Source organism: Cupriavidus sp. U2 (assembly GCF_009663685.2).
GTDB classification, from domain to species: domain Bacteria; phylum Pseudomonadota; class Gammaproteobacteria; order Burkholderiales; family Burkholderiaceae; genus Cupriavidus; species Cupriavidus necator_C.
Genome location: NZ_RCOG02000006.1, coordinates 218,098 through 236,832, shown reverse-complemented (window position 1 = coordinate 236,832; position 18,735 = coordinate 218,098). Strand labels below are relative to the sequence as shown.

Annotated in this window: 16 protein-coding genes, 1 tRNA gene and 1 riboswitch; of the genes, 9 read left to right on the top strand and 8 right to left on the bottom strand. The window is 67.1% G+C overall.

The features are described 5' to 3' along the window. Positions 1-198: 198 nt before the first annotated feature. The 3 genes from D9X30_RS06915 (at position 199) to D9X30_RS06905 (ending at position 1,814) form a co-directional block, all read left to right on the top strand. Positions 199-465, top strand: coding sequence for a PepSY domain-containing protein (locus D9X30_RS06915; protein WP_153946997.1), 267 nt, complete (start codon positions 199-201; stop codon positions 463-465). Positions 466-467: 2 nt separating this feature from the next. Next, positions 468-1,028 (top strand): cytochrome b/b6 domain-containing protein, encoded by a 561-nt coding sequence (locus D9X30_RS06910; protein WP_153946996.1) that lies wholly within the window; start codon positions 468-470, stop codon positions 1,026-1,028. Positions 1,029-1,133: 105 nt separating this feature from the next. Then, entirely contained in the window at positions 1,134-1,814 is a 681-nt protein-coding gene (locus D9X30_RS06905; protein WP_153946995.1) for a type 1 glutamine amidotransferase domain-containing protein, read from the top strand. Positions 1,815-1,850: 36 nt separating this feature from the next. On the opposite strand, the gene D9X30_RS06900 is transcribed toward D9X30_RS06905, so the two are convergent. Further along, the gene (locus D9X30_RS06900) at positions 1,851-2,765 is read right to left on the bottom strand and encodes a LysR family transcriptional regulator (protein WP_153946994.1); all 915 of its coding nucleotides are present in this window, start codon (positions 2,763-2,765) and stop codon (positions 1,851-1,853) included. A gap of 280 nt (positions 2,766-3,045) precedes the next feature. Here D9X30_RS06900 and D9X30_RS06895 point away from each other — a divergent pair, with 280 nt between their 5' ends. The 3 genes from D9X30_RS06895 to D9X30_RS06885 all read left to right on the top strand — a co-directional run bounded on the left by D9X30_RS06895 (position 3,046) and on the right by D9X30_RS06885 (position 7,227). Further along, entirely contained in the window at positions 3,046-4,374 is a 1,329-nt protein-coding gene (locus D9X30_RS06895; protein WP_153946993.1) for an MFS transporter, read from the top strand. A gap of 53 nt (positions 4,375-4,427) precedes the next feature. Then, a complete protein-coding gene (locus tag D9X30_RS06890) occupies positions 4,428-5,639 on the top strand; it encodes a M20 aminoacylase family protein (protein ID WP_153946992.1) in 1,212 nt (403 codons plus the stop codon). 58 nt (positions 5,640-5,697) lie between these two features. Next, positions 5,698-5,796, top strand: a riboswitch (glycine riboswitch). Positions 5,797-5,958: 162 nt separating this feature from the next. Next, complete coding sequence (locus D9X30_RS06885; protein WP_153946991.1) at positions 5,959-7,227, top strand: D-amino acid dehydrogenase; 1,269 nt, start codon at positions 5,959-5,961, stop codon at positions 7,225-7,227. Positions 7,228-7,538: 311 nt separating this feature from the next. Here the strand turns inward: D9X30_RS06885 and D9X30_RS06880 are convergent. Both D9X30_RS06880 and D9X30_RS06875 read right to left on the bottom strand, forming a co-directional pair. Beyond that, positions 7,539-7,625 (bottom strand) — tRNA-Leu (locus tag D9X30_RS06880). Positions 7,626-7,716: 91 nt separating this feature from the next. Next, positions 7,717-9,294 carry a diguanylate cyclase domain-containing protein gene (locus D9X30_RS06875; protein WP_153946990.1) on the bottom strand — a complete coding sequence of 526 codons (1,578 nt, stop codon included), beginning with the start codon at positions 9,292-9,294 and terminating at the stop codon, positions 7,717-7,719. Between the two features lie 146 nt (positions 9,295-9,440). On the opposite strand from D9X30_RS06875, the gene D9X30_RS06870 reads away from it, so the two are divergent. Continuing rightward, positions 9,441-9,908, top strand: coding sequence for a hypothetical protein (locus D9X30_RS06870; protein ID WP_249640904.1), 468 nt, complete (start codon positions 9,441-9,443; stop codon positions 9,906-9,908). 45 nt (positions 9,909-9,953) lie between these two features. Here the strand turns inward: D9X30_RS06870 and D9X30_RS06865 are convergent, their stop codons facing one another. Further along, complete coding sequence (locus D9X30_RS06865; protein ID WP_153946989.1) at positions 9,954-11,450, bottom strand: M81 family metallopeptidase; 1,497 nt, start codon at positions 11,448-11,450, stop codon at positions 9,954-9,956. A gap of 25 nt (positions 11,451-11,475) precedes the next feature. After that, positions 11,476-12,795: an MFS transporter gene (locus D9X30_RS06860; protein WP_153946988.1), complete on the bottom strand. Its 1,320-nt coding sequence runs from the start codon at positions 12,793-12,795 to the stop codon at positions 11,476-11,478. A gap of 152 nt (positions 12,796-12,947) precedes the next feature. Here D9X30_RS06860 and D9X30_RS06855 point away from each other — a divergent pair, with 152 nt between their 5' ends. Both D9X30_RS06855 and D9X30_RS06850 read left to right on the top strand, forming a co-directional pair. Continuing rightward, entirely contained in the window at positions 12,948-13,904 is a 957-nt protein-coding gene (locus D9X30_RS06855) for a LysR family transcriptional regulator (protein ID WP_153946987.1), read from the top strand. Positions 13,905-13,956: 52 nt separating this feature from the next. Next, positions 13,957-14,307 (top strand): hypothetical protein, encoded by a 351-nt coding sequence (locus tag D9X30_RS06850; RefSeq protein ID WP_153946986.1) that lies wholly within the window; start codon positions 13,957-13,959, stop codon positions 14,305-14,307. Positions 14,308-14,345: 38 nt separating this feature from the next. Here D9X30_RS06850 and D9X30_RS06845 read toward each other — a convergent pair whose 3' ends face one another. From D9X30_RS06845 to D9X30_RS06835, 3 genes are all read right to left on the bottom strand, one after another. Continuing rightward, a complete protein-coding gene (locus tag D9X30_RS06845) occupies positions 14,346-16,553 on the bottom strand; it encodes a TonB-dependent siderophore receptor (protein WP_153946985.1) in 2,208 nt (735 codons plus the stop codon). Positions 16,554-16,783: 230 nt separating this feature from the next. Next, positions 16,784-17,299, bottom strand: a complete 516-nt coding sequence (locus D9X30_RS06840; protein ID WP_153946984.1) for a hypothetical protein — start codon at positions 17,297-17,299, stop codon at positions 16,784-16,786. Between the two features lie 123 nt (positions 17,300-17,422). Beyond that, positions 17,423-18,688, bottom strand: coding sequence for an MFS transporter (locus D9X30_RS06835; RefSeq protein WP_153946983.1), 1,266 nt, complete (start codon positions 18,686-18,688; stop codon positions 17,423-17,425). Positions 18,689-18,735: the final 47 nt, after the last annotated feature.

Below are 18,735 nucleotides of genomic sequence, written 5' to 3'. Positions count from 1 at the left end.
TCCCACAAGACGAACAATGATGAAGTCCACGCTCAATGTAGGGATATTACGAGAACGTGACATCGACGTGACATTTCCAGCGATTGTGCGATGGCAGCCACGGAGCATCGGGAAAACCTATATTGAGAATCGATCTCATTAGGCTCTACGATGCCTGCACCCCGCCCAGATGGGCATATTTGTCCGAGGAGTTGAGCCATGCACAAGATCGTCGTCGCAGCCTTTGTCGGCCTGTTTTCCACTGCCGCGTTCGCAGGCGCCAAATGCGAGAAGCACCCGAAGTCCGAATGGATGCCCGAGGCCGACGCGAAAGCCAGGATCGAGGCCCAGGGCTACAACATCAAGAAGTTCAAGGTCGACGGCAACTGCTACGAAATCTACGGCACCACGAAGGACGGCAAGAAGGCCGAGATCTACTTCGATACCAAGACGCTGGACGTCGTCAAATCGGAAATCGGGAAGTAAGCATGGCCACCCCGGCGGATCGCGTTTATCCGCGCGACACGATTCGCGTCTGGGACGTGGCCGTCCGCTTCACGCACTGGAGCGTGGCGGCCATCGTCTGCTATGACCTGATCGACGATTCGGGCGACTCGTTGCACCGCATCCTGGGCTACGTGGCCGCCGGGCTGGTGCTGTTCCGCATCGTCTGGGGCTTCGTCGGCACCGAGCATGCACGCTTCCGGGCCTGGTTGCCGCGTCCCGCCGGCGTACTGGCCTATGGCCGTGCACTGATGCGCGGCCGCGCGCCGCGCTTCGTCAGCCATACCCCGCTGGGCGCCGTCACGATGCTGGCCATGTGGGCGCTGATCCTGGCGCTGGCCGTCACCGGCTGGATGTCGCGGCTCGACCCGTTCTGGGGCGAGGACTGGCCCATCGACATCCATCGCTGGCTGTCGAATACGCTGCTCGGCCTGATTGCGCTGCATGTGGCGGCGGCCATCGCGATGAGCCTCAAGGGCCGCGAAAACCTGATCGCCGCGATGCTTACCGGACGCAAGCAGCGCGACGCCGACCGCTCGCCCTGATAACCGGAAACGTCGGGCTTTCGGAATTGCCACGCGCTGCCTACGATGGTTGCCAACGCCGCTGCGCGTGCGTGGCCGCGGCGCCAACCAACCCGGAGAACGACAATGAAGATCCTGATGGTGCTCACCTCGCATGACCAGCTTGGCAACACGGGCAAGAAGACCGGCTTCTGGCTAGAGGAATTCGCGGCACCGTACTACGTGTTCAAGGATGCCGGCGTCGACGTCACGCTGGCGACACCCAAGGGCGGCCAGCCGCCAATCGATCCCAAGAGCGACGAACCCGACTTCAAGACCGACGCCACGCGCCGGTTCCAGGGCGACCCGGCCGCCCAGAAGCAACTTGCAGCCACGCTGACGCTGGATCAGGTCAAGGCCGACGACTTCGACGCGGTCTTCTATCCCGGCGGCCACGGCCCGCTGTGGGACCTGACCGAAGACAAGCGCTCCATCGCGCTGATCGAAGCCTTCGACCGCGCCGGCAAACCCATGGCCCTGGTGTGCCACGCACCGGGGGTGCTGCGCCACGTGAAGCGGGCCGACGGCGAGCCGCTGGTCAAGGGCCGCAAGGTCACGGGCTTCACCAATACCGAGGAAGAGGCCGTGCAGCTGACCAGTGTCGTGCCGTATCTGGTGGAAGACGTACTGAAGGCAAACGGCGGGCAGTTCTCGCGCACCGATGACTGGGGCAGCTACGCCGTGGTCGATGGTCAGCTGGTCACGGGCCAGAACCCCGCGTCGTCCGAGGCTGGCGCCCACGAACTGCTGAAACTGCTGAAGCAGTAGCCGCCAGGCCGCCACGTCCGCGCGCCCCGGCCTGACTCAGCGTGCGCGGCGCGGCTTTGCCGCATGCCGCACCTCGCGCGTGAATTGCGCGCAGGCGTGCGTCATCAGGTCCTCGGAGCGATAGACCAGAAAAAGCTGGAAGTCGGGCAGCTCGTCGGCAATCGGCAAGCGCACCAGGGCCTCGGGGTCCAGCTTCAGCGGCCCCGTGCCATCGAACACGTAGTTCGACCACACGCTGATCAGGTCGGTCCTGGTTGCCAGCTGCAGTCCAAGCAGGTTCGACGCGCTCTGCACGATGCGCCTGGGCATGTCCAGGCGGTGCAGGCGCATCAGGCTCGCCAGGGGGCTGCCGGGATCGTCCAGCGGGTCGAGCGTCAGCCAGTCCGCATCGAGCAGCGCACGCAGGCGTCGCGCACGGCGCAGGGGATGCCCGGGCCGCACGGCCAGGCCCATGCCGACCGAAAACAGCGGCTCCCACTGCATGCCGCCGCCACCGGGGCCGCTGTTGGTCGAGATCAGGCCAAGATCGAGCCGCCCCTCGCGCAACCCTTCCAGGATCTGCTGCGGACGCAGCTCCAGCGCGCGCAGCGTGACATTCGGATAACTCTGCCGGTAGGCGGCCATTGCCTCCGGCAGCGCGCCGCTCGACGCCACGGCGGTAAAGCCGATATGCAGCTGTGCCTCGGCGTGCCCGCGAATCGACTCGATATCTTCCAGCGCGTGCCGCAGTTCCTGCTCCACCACGGTGGCACGCCGTACCAGCGCCAGCCCATAGGCCGTCAGGCTCACCCCCCGCACCGAGCGCGACATCAGCGTCACGCCCAGTTCGCGCTCCAGCTCCGCAATGGCCTTCGACAGCGCAGGCTGCGAGGTATGCAGGCTACGCGCAGCCTCGTGGATGCTGCCGTGCTGGGCCACCGCCAGCAGCACGCGCAGTTGTTGCAGCTTCATCAGGGTTTCTCCCCACCGGCTTGCCGCCGATGCCTTGCGATGGTGCGCGCCTGCGCAATTGCCGTGCATGGCACACCGGAATGCGCCGCGTAGGTACTAGTCCTGATGGTACGTGGCCAGTGATGGTGCCGGTGATGCCATTTCGTTATCACGATGACAATAAATGATTTTCGGGGCGGCGTGTTTGCCGGAATACTGCATCGCCAAGGACGTACAACCCGAGCGATGGATGCCCGCCAGGGCTCCACGATTTCCGCAACCCAGTTCGTGGAGCCCCCACATGAACGACGCCACCTTGCCCGCCGGCACGCCGCTCTCCGCTGCCAGCGTCGCCGCCCCCGCCACTTCCGCCACCCCGGCCAGGGCAAAGCAAAGCCAGTTCCGGCTGATCGCCGCATGCTCCATCGGCAATGCGCTGGAAATGTTCGACTTCACGGTCTACAGCTTCTTCTCGCTGCTGATCGGCAAGCTGTTCTTTCCGTCGGATAGCCCGTACGGGTCGCTGCTGCTGGCCGTGGCCACGTTCGGCATCGGCTTTGTCATGCGGCCGCTGGGCGGCGTGCTGATCGGCAACTATGCCGACCGCCATGGCCGCAAGGCCGCCATGACGCTGACCATCGGCCTGATGGTGCTGGGCACGCTGTGCATCGCGCTGGCCCCCACCTACGCCACGGCCGGCGTCCTCGGGTCGCTGACCATCCTGGCGGGCCGGCTGTTGCAAGGCTTTTCGCTGGGCGGCGAGATTGGCGCCTCCACGGCGATGCTGATGGAAGGCGGCGATGTAAAGGGCCGCGGCTGGCGCGTGAGCTGGCAGATCGGCAGCCAGGGCATTTCCGCGCTGGCGGGCGCCGCCACGGGCGCCACGCTCTATGCCTTGCTGCCCACCGCCGCGCTGGAAAGCTGGGGCTGGCGCGTGCCGTTCCTGCTCGGGCTGCTGATCGCGCCGGTAGGTCTCTACATCCGCGCCAATCTCGACGAGACGCACGAGGCCGACGCCCATGCGCCGAGCCCGGTCGGCGAACTGTTCCGCCGTCACGCCGGCAAGGTGGTGCTGGGCATCCTGGCCGGCACCGCCGGTACGGCCACGATGTACCTCGTGGTGTTCTTCATGCCGACGTACATGATCCGCGTGCTGCATATGCCGGCGTCGCTGTCGTTCCTGTCGGGCTGCGTCACGGGCGTCACGCTGCTGGTGGTGTCGCTGGTTGCCGGCACGCTGGCGGACCGCCTTGATCGCCGCAAGCCGCTGGTGGTCGGGTCGCTGCTGTTCAGCCTGATGGCCGTCTATCCCGCGTTCTGGCTGATGAACCACTACCCGAGCGTGCCGCTGGTGCTGGGCCTGTCCGCGCTGCTGACTGCCAGCATCAACCTGGGCACCACGCCGCTGTTCCTGATGCTGCTGGAAATGCTGCCCGCCGGCGTGCGCGCCACGGGCCTGGCCGTGATCTACAGCGTGGGCGTGACGGTGTTCGGCGGGTCGTCGCAGTTCGTCGTCACATGGCTGCTGGCGAAGACCGGCAACCCGATGGCCCCCGCCTTCTACATGATGGCGTGCGGCGTGCTGGCCCTGGTGGCCGTGCTGCGCATCGTCGAGAAACGCGAACACTGATCCCTGTCGATATCCGTCGCGACGCCGCGAATCTGACTTTCCGAGACCTCACCATGACCCGAGAACCGACCCTGACCCCGTTTCAGCTGCTGCCGCACCTGTTGCCTGCCATCGACACCGAGACCTTCGTCAATATCCGCCGCCAGATCCATGCGCAGCCCGAACTGGGCTTCGAAGTTGGCGCCACCAGCCGCCTGGTGGCCACGCTGCTGGAAAGCTGGGGCTACGCGGTGCACACCGGCATTGGCAAGAGCGGCGTGGTGGGCCAGTTGAAGGTCGGCAACGGCACGCGACGGCTGGGCATCCGGGCCGACATGGACGCCCTGCCGATCGTCGAGGCCACCGGCCTGCCCTACGCCAGCAAGACGCCCGGCCGCATGCACGCCTGCGGGCACGATGGCCATACCGCCATCCTGCTGGCCGCCGCCCACGCGCTGGCCAGGTCGCGCAGCTTCGACGGCACGCTGAACCTGATCTTCCAGCCCGACGAAGAGAACCTGTGCGGGGCGCGCGCGATGATGGAAGACGGCCTGTTCGAGCGTTTTCCGTGCGATGCGGTCTTCGCGCTGCACAACATGCCGGGCGTGCCGGCCGGGTCGTTCCGGGTGCTGGAGGGGCCGGTCAGCCTGTCGTCCGACGTGGCCGATGTCACGATCCGCGGCGTCGGCGGCCATGGCGCGATGCCCCATCGTTCGAAGGACCCCATTGCCGCGTCGGCCGCCATCATCACCGCGCTGCAAACGGTGGTGGCGCGCAACGTGGCGCCCGACGACACCGCCGTGGTATCGGTCGGCTTCATCCACGCCGGTGCCACGCACAACGTGATTCCGGAGGAGGTCAAGCTCGGCCTCAATGTGCGCGCGGCGCGGCCCGAAACGCGCGCGCTGGTGGAAGCCCGCATCTACGAGATTGTCAGCCTGACCGCGCAGGCCCATGGGGTGACGGCGCAGATCGACTATCGCCAGCTCACGCCGCCGATGGTCAACGCGGCCGCCCCCACCGCGCTGGCTGCCGAGGTCTGCCAGGAGCTGGTGGGCGCCGAGCACGTGGTCACGCAGGCGCCCAAGGGCCTCAATGGCAGCGAGGACTTCGCCTGGATGCTCGATGCGGTGCCCGGCTGCTACCTGATCCTGGGCAACGGCGAAGGCGAATTCGGCGGCTGCATGGTTCACAACCCCGGCTACGACTTCAACGACCAGGTGCTGCCGCTGGGCGCCGCAGCCTGGGTGCGGCTGGCGCAACGCTTTCTGGTGCCTTCGGCCTGACGGCAACAAACCTGATGGCCGAATCCTTAATTTCTATGGCATAGTGGCCACCGTTGTACCCGCGATATCGGGAGAGCCCGTCGCTGCCGCCAGGCAGCGCGGCGCCGAAGGAGCAACCGCCCCGGAAACTCTCAGGCAAAAGGACCGGTATCGCCATTGAACTCTGAAGAACCCCGGCTTGTACGTCGGCCGGCGGTACCGAAGGAGCAAGCGAGCCCCGGCTCGCGAATCTCTCAGGTCAAGGACAGAGGGGGCGTCCGCGAGAAGCGCATGGTGCGCCGTGGACTGCCACCCCATGACGTCCTGAAAGACCTTCCACATGAAATCCATTGCAGTGATCGGCGGCGGTATTACCGGCGTCACGACCGCGTACGCGCTGGCCAGGCGCGGGTTCTCCGTCACGCTGTTCGAGCGGCATCGCTATGCGGCCATGGAAACGTCGTTCGCCAACGGCGGCCAGTTGTCGGCCTCGAACGCCGAAGTCTGGACGCACTGGTCCACGCTGGCCAAGGGCCTTAAATGGATGCTGCGCGCCGATGCGCCGCTGCTGGTGAATCCGCGCCCCACCTGGCACAAGCTGAGCTGGTTCGCCGAGTTCATGGCGTCGATCCCGCATTACCGCGCCAACACGGTCGAGACCGCGCGCCTGGCCATCGCCGCGCGCCAGCACCTGTTTGCCTGGGCCGACGCCGAAGGCATCGACTTCGACCTGAAGCGGCGCGGCATCCTGCATATCTATCGCAACAAGGCGGGATTCGAGCATGCCGGTCGGGTGTCGAAGCTGCTGGCCGAAGGCGGGCTCGAGCGCCACGCGGTCACGCCCGCCGAGATGCGCGACATCGAGCCCACGCTGGCCGGCGACTACTACGGCGGCTACTACACCGAGAGCGACGCCACGGGCGACATCCACAAGTTCACCAGCGGCCTGGCCGCGGCGATCCGGCGCCTGGGCGTGCACACGCTGTACAACCAGGACGTGCGCTCGGTGTCCACCACGGGCCGGCGCGCGACCGTGGTGTCGGCGGAAGACAACCTGCCCACATCGCGCGAATTCGATGGCGTGGTGGTGTGCGCGGGCGTGGCCAGCCGCGCCTTTGCCCGGCAGCTGGGCGACCGCGTCAACATCTATCCGGTGAAGGGCTACTCGATCACGGTGAACCTGAACGATGCGCAAAGCCAGGCCAGCGCGCCGACGGTAAGCCTGCTCGACGACGAAACCAAGCTCGTGACCAGCCGCCTGGGCGCGGACCGCTTCCGCGTGGCCGGCACGGCCGAGTTCAACGGCATCAACCGCGACATCCGCGCCGACCGCATCCGTCCGCTGGTCGACTGGGTGCATGCCTGCTTCCCCGGCGTCAGCACGCGCAGCGTGGTGCCCTGGGCCGGCCTGCGTCCGATGATGCCAAACATGATGCCGCGCGTAGGCCGTGGCCACGCCGCCAACGTGTTCTACAACACCGGGCACGGACACCTGGGCTGGACGCTATCGGCAGTGACGGCCGAGATGGTGGGGGATGTGGTCCGGCAGGCCGCGACGCAGGACGCGCGCGTTGCGGTGGGCCGGGGCGTGGGCGGCGTGGCAGCTTGATACGCCCGCCCTCTCCCCCGCCCCTCTCCCGCCGTGCGGGAGAGGGGAGCAAACCGCCGCCGTCCACGTGCCTCAGAGAGGGCCAGCCCGGCGAAAGCCAGGGACTGCCCTTTCTGGGCGTACAAATGAAAAGACCCCGCTCGTTGAGCGGGGTCTTGAATTGGTGCCCAGAAGAGGACTCGGTCACCCAGGCGCGACCCCGGCTTGCGCCTGCAGGCGCAAGCTTTTCGAGTCCCACGGGCAGTCCGCAGGGACTGCCCTTTCTGGACGTACAAATGAAAAGACCCCGCTCGTTGAGCGGGGTCTTGAATTGGTGCCCAGAAGAGGACTCGAACCTCCACAGTGTTGCCACCGCTAGGACCTGAACCTAGTGCGTCTACCAATTCCGCCATCTGGGCTTCGTTTCGCTGCATTGCTGCGTTGAAGCGAGACGCGAATTCTACATAAGCTCTGGCGATTTGCAAGCCCTTTTTCACGGGATCGCCAAAATCAGCTGTTCTGCACCCCAAGGTACAGGCTGCCATCGACCACGTAGCGGTTGCGCCCCGCCCGCTTGGCGCGGTACATCGCGCTGTCGGCGCGGTGCAGCAGCGGCTCCAGACGCGGGGCTTCGGGCACCGCGCATACCGCGCCCACACTGATCGTCACGTAGGGCTGCACGGGCGTGCCGTTGTGCGGAATGGCCAGGTCTCGCACCACCGCCACCATGCTGCGGGCGATGGCGCGCGTTTCGTCCGCCGACGAATCCGGCAGTACCACCGCGAATTCCTCGCCGCCCAGCCGGGCGCAGAACTGCGGGCCACGCAGCACGCCGGTCAGGGCTTCGGCCACCTGGCGCAGGCAGTCGTCGCCGCAGGGGTGCCCGTACAGGTCGTTGAATTGCTTGAACAGGTCGACGTCCAGGATCAGCAGGCCGATTTCCTTGTCGCGCTCATGGGCGCGTGCCACGGCGGCCAGCGATTCGCGCTGGAAGTAACGCCGGTTGGGAATGCCGGTCAGCGCGTCGATATCGAGGTCGGCCTGCACGCGCGACAGCTGCTCCGCCGTTTCGCCAAGCTGCGTGGCCAGCGCCTGTTCGCGCGACTGGTAGCGGCTGATATCGCGCATGAACACCAGCAGGCCGATCTGCTTGCCGTCCATCCGGCACACAGGCTCCACCGTCAGTTCGTAGCCCAGGCCATCGGGGATGAACGGCACCACCTCGTCGGGATCGCTCAGCGCGTGGTGCCAGGCCGGCGGCGGCATTTGGCCACGGCGCAGGTCGGGCACCAGCCGGGCAGCGGCGGGATTGAACTCGACGATGCGTCCGTCGGCGCCCAGGATCGCGCAGCCCTCGCGGATCGCGTCGAACACGCGCAGCCGCGCGTAGTGGCCGGTATCGTCCAGGTGCTTGCGCAGCGCGCAGACCCACACCAGCAGGGTCATCAGCGAAAAGGTGGCCGGCGTCAGGTCGCCGCCCAGCGGGCCGGTCCAGCGGTACAGGTAGGCGATGTGCGTCACCAGCGGCAGGAACAGCCCCGCCATCAGCACATTGCGGCCGCGCGCCGACAGCGCCGCGTTCGGCACCTCGGCGGTGGCCAGGAAATACATGCTGAGGCCCAGCATCGCGTAGGTCCAGGCGGCCACCGCGGTGTAGCCGATGCCGTGGCGAAACACCGCGCCCGGCGACACGCCCGGCGGCATCAGTTCGATCGACGTCCAGATCAGGTGGTGGCGTTCGTTGGTGAATACCAGCGCCAGCGTCAGCACCGCGAAGAACACCGGCACCCAGAGCATCGACCACGGCACGACAAAGCGAGGCCGGCTCAGGTGAACCATCGCCACCAGCCAGCCGATCGGCACGGCCACGATGCCCGCATACTGGAACTTGGCCCAGAAGATCCGGCCTGGCAGCGCCGTCTCGCTGATTTCCAGCAACCGGCCGCCGCTCCAGATGGTGACGCCCGCCGCCAGCACCAGGAATGCACGGACGGTAGGGTCATCGCGGCGCGGCCAGGCCGCGACGGCCATGCCCACACTGCACACCACGGCAATGGTCAGGCAAAGGACGAGAGGATACGATGGCATTGACGATGGGCCGAACCGGATGGCAACCCCGTCCGTCGATGCGGGGCGAACCATTATAGGCCCGCACGGTCCGACACTGGCGCCGGGGCATACCCCGACGCCGCCCGCATCCACCGCCCTACCCGCCACCCTTCAGGAATCAGGACGTGCCCTTCATCCTCCTAGGCATCGCGATCCTCGTTGCCTTCGTTTATGGCCTGGTCCGGCTCTACCAGCTGGTGACGGCCGCTTCCGGCACGCTGGCCGGCGCCGCCGCCGACATTCTGATCCTGGCGATACTGGCGGCGCTGTGCGTGGCGGCGCTGCGCCGCTACCGGGCCATCCACGGCCGGCGCGTCAAGGGCGAGCGCATCCTGGCCCTGCGCGGCGAATGGGGGTCTCTCAAGGTCGACGCCGAACGCAAGAACTGCGTGCTGGAGATGAACGGCCAGCGCCAGGTGCTGATCTTCGCGGACATCGAGGCCGCCCGGCCCGAGGCGCGCCAGGGCCGCTGGTATGTGGTCGTTGGCCTGCGCCACGGCAAGCCGGGCGAATGGGTGATACCGGTAGCCGACCGGGACGCAGCCAACCTGTGGGCGAAGATCTTCCGGCTGGCCGCATTGCAGAAGCTCTGAACGCCGGCGCCTGGTCGCCCGGCTTCAGGCTTCCGGCGTCAGGCGTCAGGCCCGGAACGGCTCCCCCATCGGCTTCAGGCGGATGCCTGGCGCCAGGCGCGTCCACGGCAGGTCGGCCGGGTCGGCCGTCATCGGCCCCGGTGCCTTGGCCACCAGCACGGCATGGGCGATTCCCTGGAAGTCCGCGCGAAAATGTACCGAGCTCTTGTTCACCAGAATCTTCATCGCCTCGGGCTCGACCCCGCCCACGCGATACAGGTTGCGATCGAGCATCTGCGCCTTGCCGCCGCTGACCACCACCTGCACGCCGCCGATACCCAGCAGCGCCACGGGCCCGACATCGGCCAGCATGCCGTGCATCATCGGGCCGCCAAAGCGGCAGACGCCGTCCGACAGCCTGAGCACCTCGAAGCGCCCCTGCAGCGGCTCGTCGCCCGGCACGCCCGACACGCCCCCCAGCGCCACGTCGATCACCGCGCCCACACCGGCGCGATGCGCGGCGGCCGCCACGGCCGGGTCCCAGATCAGGCCGATGGCCGCGCCCTGCGCGCCGTTGCGCAGCAGCGCGCGCAGCATGCCCATCGTGTTCGAGTCGCCGCCGGCACCGGGGTTGTCCTGGGTATCGGCGATGACCACCGGGCGCGTGGCGCCTTCGGCCATCCGCATGGCTTGGCGCACCGCGTCGTCGGGGGACAGGAACGGCACCTCCCATGCGGCCTCCTCGGCCAGCATCCGGTCGTAGAGCGACTGCACGGCGGCTTCGGCGGCGGCGTCATCGTCGCCATAGCCCCAGATCACCGGCCCGCACTCCGGAAAGTCGGCGGCCGGGAAGCCGGGCGCGAACGACAGCGACACCACCCCGCCCGCTTCCAGCTCGGCCAGCGCCGCGTACAGGCCGCGCGCGGGCTCCAGCATCGTGCACATGCCGTTGATCGGAATCAGGAACGGCAGGCGGCGGGCGGCGGCACGCCAGCGGCGCGGGCCGGCCAGCAGCGGCTGCAGCAGTTCGGCGGCGCGCACGCCGGTTTCGGCCATGTCGACGTGCGGATACGTGCGATACGCCACCAGCGCATCGGCGGCATCGAGCATGCGCTGCGTGACATTGGCGTGCAGGTCCAGCGACGCCACCAGCGGCACCGCCGGGCCGATCACCTCGCGCAGGCGCGCCAGCAATTCGCCCTCGCCATCGTCGGCATGCTCGGCCACCATCGCGCCGTGCAGGTCCAGGTAGATGGCATCGAAACCGCCCGCGCGGGCCGCCGCGACGATTTCGCCGGCGATGCGCTCGAACGCATCCCGGGTCACATGCGCCGACGGGCTCGCGCCGGCCCAGATCACCGGGCGCAGGGCCCAGCCGTTGCGCTGCGCGGCCTGGATGAATCCGCCCACGGGGATATTCACATCGCGCAGCGCCAGCACATCGTGGCCGCGCGCCATGGCCGGGAAGCCCTCGCCGCGCTCGAAACTGGCGTAGGTGGCCTTGGATGGCGCAAACGTATTGGTTTCATGCTGGAAACCGGCGATCAGGATTCGGGGTGCCAAGGGGCTCTCCATGTTCATGTTGTCGTCAAACCGTGGCCGGACGGGCGTGCGGCGCGGGCATGCGGTTGGCCACCAGCGTCACCGCGCCGGCCACCAGCAGCGCCACCATCACCAGCAGGCCGGCCTGCATGCTGCCGGTCGCCGTGCGCACCCAGCCGATGATGGTCGGGCTCAGGAAGCCGCCGATCAGGCCGATCGTGTTGATCAGTGCGATACCCCCGGCGGCGGCATCGCCCTTCAGGTATTGCGACGGAATGGCCCAGAACACCGTGTAGGCCGTCCACATCATCGCCGTGGCGATCGTCATGCACAACAGCGACACCGCCAGGTTGCCGCTGGACAGCGTGGCCACCGCCAGCGCCGCGGCCCCGATGAAGGCGGGCACGGCGCTATGCAGGCGCCGCTCGCCGCGCCGGTCCGAGCGCCGGCCGATCACGACCATCGCAATGGCGGCCGCGATATACGGGATCATCGAATACAGGCCGATCTGCATGGTGTCGGTCACGCCATCGGCCTTGATGATCGACGGCAGCCAGAAGCTGACCGCGTAGATGCCGCAGATCATCGTGAAGTAGGCGAAGGCCAGCAGGTACACGCGCGGATCGCGCGCCACCTGGCCAAACGAATGGTGGCCCGCGCCGGGCGTGTGCAGTTCAGCGGCAATCATGCGCTTTTCGGTATCGGTCAGCCACTTTGCATCGGCCGGCCGGTCCGCCAGCACGCGCAGCGCCAGCACGCCCAGCAACACGCACGGCAGGCCTTCCACCAGGAACATCCACTGCCAGCCTGCCAGGCCATGCGTGCCCGACAGGCCAGTCATCAGCCACGTGGACAGCGGCGAGCCGAAGATGCCGCCGAGGGGGCCCGCCAGCATTACCACGGCCATCACGCGCGCCATGCGCTGCTGGCCGTACCAGTACGTCAGGTAGAAGATCATGCCCGGCGCAAAACCCGCCTCGAACACGCCGAGCAGGAAGCGCATCACATAGAACGTGGTTTCGTCGCGCACGAACATCATGCCGGCCGACGTGAGGCCCCACAGCACCAGGATGCGGCTGATGGTCTTGCGCGCCCCGATGCGGGGCAGCAGCAGGTTGCTGGGGATCTCGAACAGCACATAGCCGAAGAAGAAGATGCCGGCACCCAGGCCGTACACAGCGTCGGAGAAGCCCAGGTCGCTCTGCATCTGCAGCTTGGCGAAGCCGATATTGACGCGGTCCAGGTAGGCGAACGTATAGCAGAGCAGCAGGAAGGGCAGCAGGCGCCAGTTCAGTTTGCGGTACAGCGCCTGTTGCGCGGCGCGGTCGTGCGCCAGCGTGGTGCATGGGGGCAGTGTGGTGGACATGCGGTCTCTCCCGTGGTCGTCCTTTGGATGCGATGAACGTTGTGCTGTCGCTTTTTCTTGTTGTCGAAGGATCGTCGGCCAGATGAAAAAGCAGAGCAAGAGCAACTTAAGTCGGCTATCGTTGCCCAATCGGCAACAGCTTGGCTTTCGACATGCGAGAACTGAACCAGCGCAGGCTGCGCTATTTCCATGAGGTGCTCACGCACGGATCGATCCGGGGCGCGGCCGACAGCATCAACACATCGCCGTCGGTCATCACGCGCCAGATCCGCCTGCTGGAGGACGAAGTCGGCGCGCCGCTGTTCGACCGCCACGCACGCGGCGTCCAGCCCACCGAGGTGGCGCTGCACCTGCTGGAATACTGGCAGGGCTGCCGGGCGCAGCAGGAGCTGTTCGAAGACCGTCTGCAGGCGCTGCGTGGCTTGCAGCACGGCCAGATCCGCATTGCCACCAGCGAGGGCTATGTCGATGGCCTGATGGACGAGGTGCTCACCGACTTCTGCGCGCAATACCCCCGGCTTGACGTCACGGTGGACATCCTGCCCGTCAACAACGTGCTGCAGGAGGTGGCCGAAAGCCGCGCGCATATCGGCCTGGCCTACAACCCGCCGTCGCATGCCGATGTGCGCTGGGTGGCCACGTCGTCCCAGCCGGTGGTGCTGCTGGTGCATGCCGGGCACCCGCTGGCGCTGCGCGGCACCACCGTGGATGTGCGCGAGCTTGCCGACTACCCGCTGGCGATGATGCCGCCGGCGTTCGGGCTCGGGCAGATCGTGCAGATGCTGGCGTACGCCGAGAACATCCAGATCCGGCCCACGCTGACCACCAATTCGCTGGCCGTGCTGCGGCACTTCGTCAAACGCCACCACGGCATCACGCTGATCGGCGCGTTTGCCGCGTATCGGGAACTGGGCTCGGGCGAACTGGTGACCCTGCCGATCGCCCACCCGCTGTTCGAGGCGGCCAAGGCGCGGTTGCTGGTCAAGGCGGGCCGCCCGCTGGGCGTGGCCGCCGACACGCTGCTGGGCTGCATCGTGCGCGACATGTCGATGTTCGCGGCCCCGGCACCGCGCGGGCGCGGACGCTCCACGGCGCGCAAGTCGCCGTGAACGCAGGGTCCGCTAGAATCGGGGCTCCCTCATACGGCCAAGGAGCCTCTGCATGACTGCACCGAACTGGAAAGGGATGGCCCTCACGGGCGCCGTGGCAATGGCCACGATGATGGCCGGCTGCGCCGCGCAGCCGCAGCCGCCGCAGCCGCCGACTGCCGGCGTGGCCAATCCGGGCCCGCAAGGCGGCCGTGGCACGCCCGAGGGCTGCCAGGCCGACAAGCTCGGCGACAACGCGCTGATCGGCAAGACCGAGGCGGACGCGGCCAAACTGCTCGAAGGCTGCGCATGGCGCTTCGGCAATCGCGAAGGCCAGCATATGCCGGGCACGATGGACTACAACCCGCAGCGGCGCACTATCGACGTGATGGGCGGCAAAGTCACGGCGGTGCGCCGAGGCTGAGAACGGCGGCCCCTGCCGGCCGCCTGCATTTCAATCCATCAGAACTGCAGCGAGGCGTTCATCAGGAACGTGCGCGTGGCCGCCGGCAGCACGAAGCCGTCATAGGTGGTGGTCCAGTAGCGGCGGTTGAACACGTTGTTCAGCACCGCGCGCACGGTCACCTGCTTGCCGGCCATACGGGTGGTGTAGCGCGCGCCGACGTCGGCCGTGGTGTACGACGGAATCTGCTGCGTATTGGCCGAGTTCACGTACATCGAGCCGGTCACCTTGGCGCCCGTCCACAGCGTCAGGCCGGGTACGAACGGCGTGTCGTACTCGACGCGGCCGGTCACGATGTAGTTCGGCGTGGCGAAGACCCGGTTGCCGTTGACCTGCGGATCGTCAACGTCCGTGGTTTTGGTGTGCAGCCACAGCACGCCGCCCATCAGGCGCACGTCACGCGCCACACGCCACCAGCCGCTGGTATCCACGCCCGTGAAGCGCTGCTTGCCGTTCTGCACGAAGACGTTCGACGTGTTGGTGTACTCGTAGCCCTTGTCCACGCGGAACAGGGCCAGGTTGGCGCCCCACCTGTCGCGGTCGGTCTTGAAGCCCACCTCGTACTGGCGGCTCTTGAGCGGGCCGAAGGTCTCGCCAGCGTTCGCGGCGGTCGGGCCGGCCGATCCGCCCGGTTCCAGCGATTCCACGTAGCTCACGTAGGCGGTCGAGAAATCGTCCGTCTTGAACATCACCGCCGCTGTGGGCGTGATCGGGTTGGCGCTGTAGCGCGACGTCCGGACCGCTTCGGGGCTGTAGTTGTCTTGCGAGAACATGTTGTAGCGCAGGCCGGCCAGCACCGACAGGCGCGGCGTGATCTGCACCGTGTCGCTCAGGTAGACCGATTTCTGCTGGATCTTGTAGTCGCGGTACGGAATGTAGTCCTTGCCCACGCCGGCCTGCTCGTCCAGCGCGATGGGGTTGTACAGGTTGTTCATCCCCATGAAGATGCCGTTGCCGCCCAGGCCGTTGTCCAGCTCGCGCACCTGCGACAGGTAGCCCACGCCCGCCACGATCTCGTGCTTGAGGCCCCCTGTGTCGAACTTGCCCTGCACCATCGCGTCGTACGCCTGATAGTAGTAGGCGGTCTTCCAGCGGTAGTTGGTGTCCGAGTAGTTCCCTGCGTCGTCCGTGACAAACAGGAAGCTGTCGGCATTCAGGCGGTTCTGGCGGGCGAAGCGGTACTTGAAGCTGGTCTTCCAGTCGCTGTTGATGCGGTAGTCCACGCCGGTGCCCACGGTCAGCGTGTCGGTCTCGTGCGACGACCACGGCTGGGCCAGGTTGCGCGCCACGCTGCTGGCGGCGGGGATGGTATCCGTGCCGAACGACAGCCCGAAGATCGTGCCCTGCGACTTGCGCTTCCAGTACATGATGTCGGCATTCCACGTCAGGTCCGGCGTGATGCGGAAGTCGGTGGCCAGCGAAAACGTCTGGCGGCGCACGTGCACGCCCTGTTCGCTGGTGTTGCCGTCCTCGTTCACGGCGTTGATGCGGTAGCCGAAGCGGTCGTCATTGCCGAAGCGGCCGCCCACGTCGACCTTCTCGCTCCAGACGTTGTTGGTCTGGTAGCCAATGGTCACCTCGCGCAGCGGCGTGTCGGTGGGCCGCTTGGCCACGTAGTTGATGATGCCGCCCGGCGAGCCAAAGCCGTACATGAAGCCAGACAGGCCCTTGAGCAGCTCCACCTGCTCGAACGGCTCCAGCGGGATGTCGGCATCCCACGTGACGAAGTTCTGGCCATCCACCTTCGTGCCGTTGAGCATGTCCACGCGAATGCCGCGCACGGAGAAGTACGAGTTCTCGGTGCGTGCGTTGTCGCCCAGCACCTGTACGGCGGGGTCGTACTTGAACACATCGTTGGCGGTCTGCGACATGCGCTGCTGGATTTCATCGCTGGACACCGCGTTGACCGAGAACGGCGTATCCACGGCCTTGCGGTCGCCCAGCGCACCGTTGCTCACGCGCTCGACCTTGACCGCCTCGCCGGACCGGTCGGCCACCACGGTGGCCGTGGGCAGCGTGGCGGTGGCGCCCGGATCGGCCGGCTGGGCCTGGACCTGCGCGTGGGCGGGCGCGGACAGCGACAGTGACAGCGACAGGCCCAGCACTGCGGCGGCAACAGGCGACAGCGCGGTGGCTGGCAGCGAAGAACGGACAGAAACGCGCGCGCGCAGGCTGGCGCGACCGTTGGACGGACGGTGCAAGAACATCGGAATTCCCGGGATTGTTATTGGCGGTGTGCTGGCTCGACGTGCACGATGCGGCGTGCGCCGCATTTCAACACAAATCGTAATGCGAATAATTCGTGTTTATACAATGAACGCGCGCTTCACCCGGGAATTAGTTGAGTCTTCAATGTGGATTGTTGCAATGGCGCCACTCGGGGGACCATGCGGACGGCCACGCCGGCCCACCCGGCGCGCCGTGGATAGCCGTTCGCCTATCGCCGGCTGCGTTCGCCGCCGCGCGAGTCCTGGATGATCATCGTCCGGTCCAACACGCCGTTGTCGTCAAAGTAGGCGCTGAAGTGCGCCGGCAGGTAGCCGGGCAGGTACATCCGGTACGACCACGCCTCGCGCTTCATCAGCGCGTAGTACTGGATCGGCTCCTTGGGCCTGCCCCAGCGTTCCAGCACATCCTGCTTGGTCCACTGGCCGGGCCGTGCGGTGTAGATCTCGTTTTCGGTCAGCGTCTGGCGGAAATTCGTCAGCTTGCCGCTGGCATCGAAGTCGGCCGCGTAGATTTCGTAGCCGTACGGCTGTTTGGAATAGATCCACCGCTGGGTGCCGTTGGCCATCTGGAACGTATCGGTGGGGGTGCCGAACGCCTGTTGCACGGCGGCCTGCGGGCTGCCGATCAGCTTTTGGCCAGTCTCCACCGGCTGCAGCGATGCGCAGGCGCTCAGCACAACGGCTGCCGCGACGGCACCCGTCCAAACGGAAAAACGAAACGGCATGGCGGCCTCCGGATACGGGAATGACAGGACGTGCGTGCCAAGCATACTCCACCTCCCGCGCCCGGCACGCAGCCTGCCTGATGCGTAAACACGTCAGGCCAGCCCTTTATTCCATGCAGGCGCTCAAGGCCGCAGCCCCTGCCATGGCGCGCGCACGATCTCGCGGTCGTCGATGGGCCAATGCAACGCCGCCGCGATCACGCCCAGCGCCATCGCACCCATCCACACCAGATCATAGGAATGCGTCAGTTCGAACACCAGCCCGCCCAGCCACACACCCAGAAACGACCCCAGCTGATGGCCAAGGAACACAAAGCCGAACAGCGTGGTGATGTACCGCACGCCAAACACCTGCGAGACGATGCCGCTGGTCAATGGCACCGTGCCCAGCCACAGGAAGCCCATCACGGCCGCAAACCCGTAAAGCGTGAGCGGGCTGAGCGGCAGCAGCAGGAACAGCGCCATCGCCGATGTGCGCGTCAGGTAGATGCCGGCCAGCAGGTACTTCTTCACGTGCCGCCCGCCCAGCCAGCCGAAGGCGTAGGTGCCCGCGATATTGGCCAGTGCGATCAGGGCCAGCGCAATCATCGCGCTGGCCGGCTGCATGCCCTGGTCGCGCAGGTAGGCCGGCAGATGGTTGGCGATGAACGCCAGCTGGAAGCCGCATGCCAGAAAGCCCAGGTTGAGCAGCCAGAACCCCGGATGCCGGAAGGCCTCGCCGATGGCGGCCCGCATCGAAGGCTGGTCGCCCCTGGCATCGCCGCCCGTCGCGCGATCCTGGAACGGCAGCGCCAACGGCACCAGCAACAGGGCCGCCCCGGCAAAGATCATCAACGTCAGCTGCCACCCCGCCACCGACAGCAGCGCCTGCGCCGACGGCACCATCAGGAACTGCCCGATGCCCCCGCACGCCCCGGCAATGCCCAGCGTGCGGCTGCGCTGCGCCGGCGGCACCATGCGGCTCAGCGCGCCATAGACCACGCCGAACGTCGTCCCGGACTGCGCGATGCCGATACAGATGCCACCCGCCAGCACGAATGCCATCGACGACGGCGCCAGCGCCATGCCCCAGAGTCCGGCCGCGTACAGCAACAGACCGGCCAGCATCACCTTCCACGACCCGAAGCGGTCGGCCACCATGCCGGTCAGCGGCTGGGCGATGCCCCACACCAGGTTCTGCACGGCCATCGCAAAGCCGAATGTCTCGCGGGTCCAGCCCCGTTCGGCGATCACCGGCAGCAGGAACAGGCCCTGCACGTGGCGCACCCCCAGCGCCAGGCCCATCACGAGCCCGGCTGCCAGCAGCAGAAAGACGGTGCCGCGCCACCAGGGCGGCGCCCCGCCCGGTTGCAATGCACGGACATCATGCGAAGGCTGGCGAAGCGACATGGCGGGCTCCAGTGGCGGCAGTTCCGATCGGCTTTATTTCAAGCGAT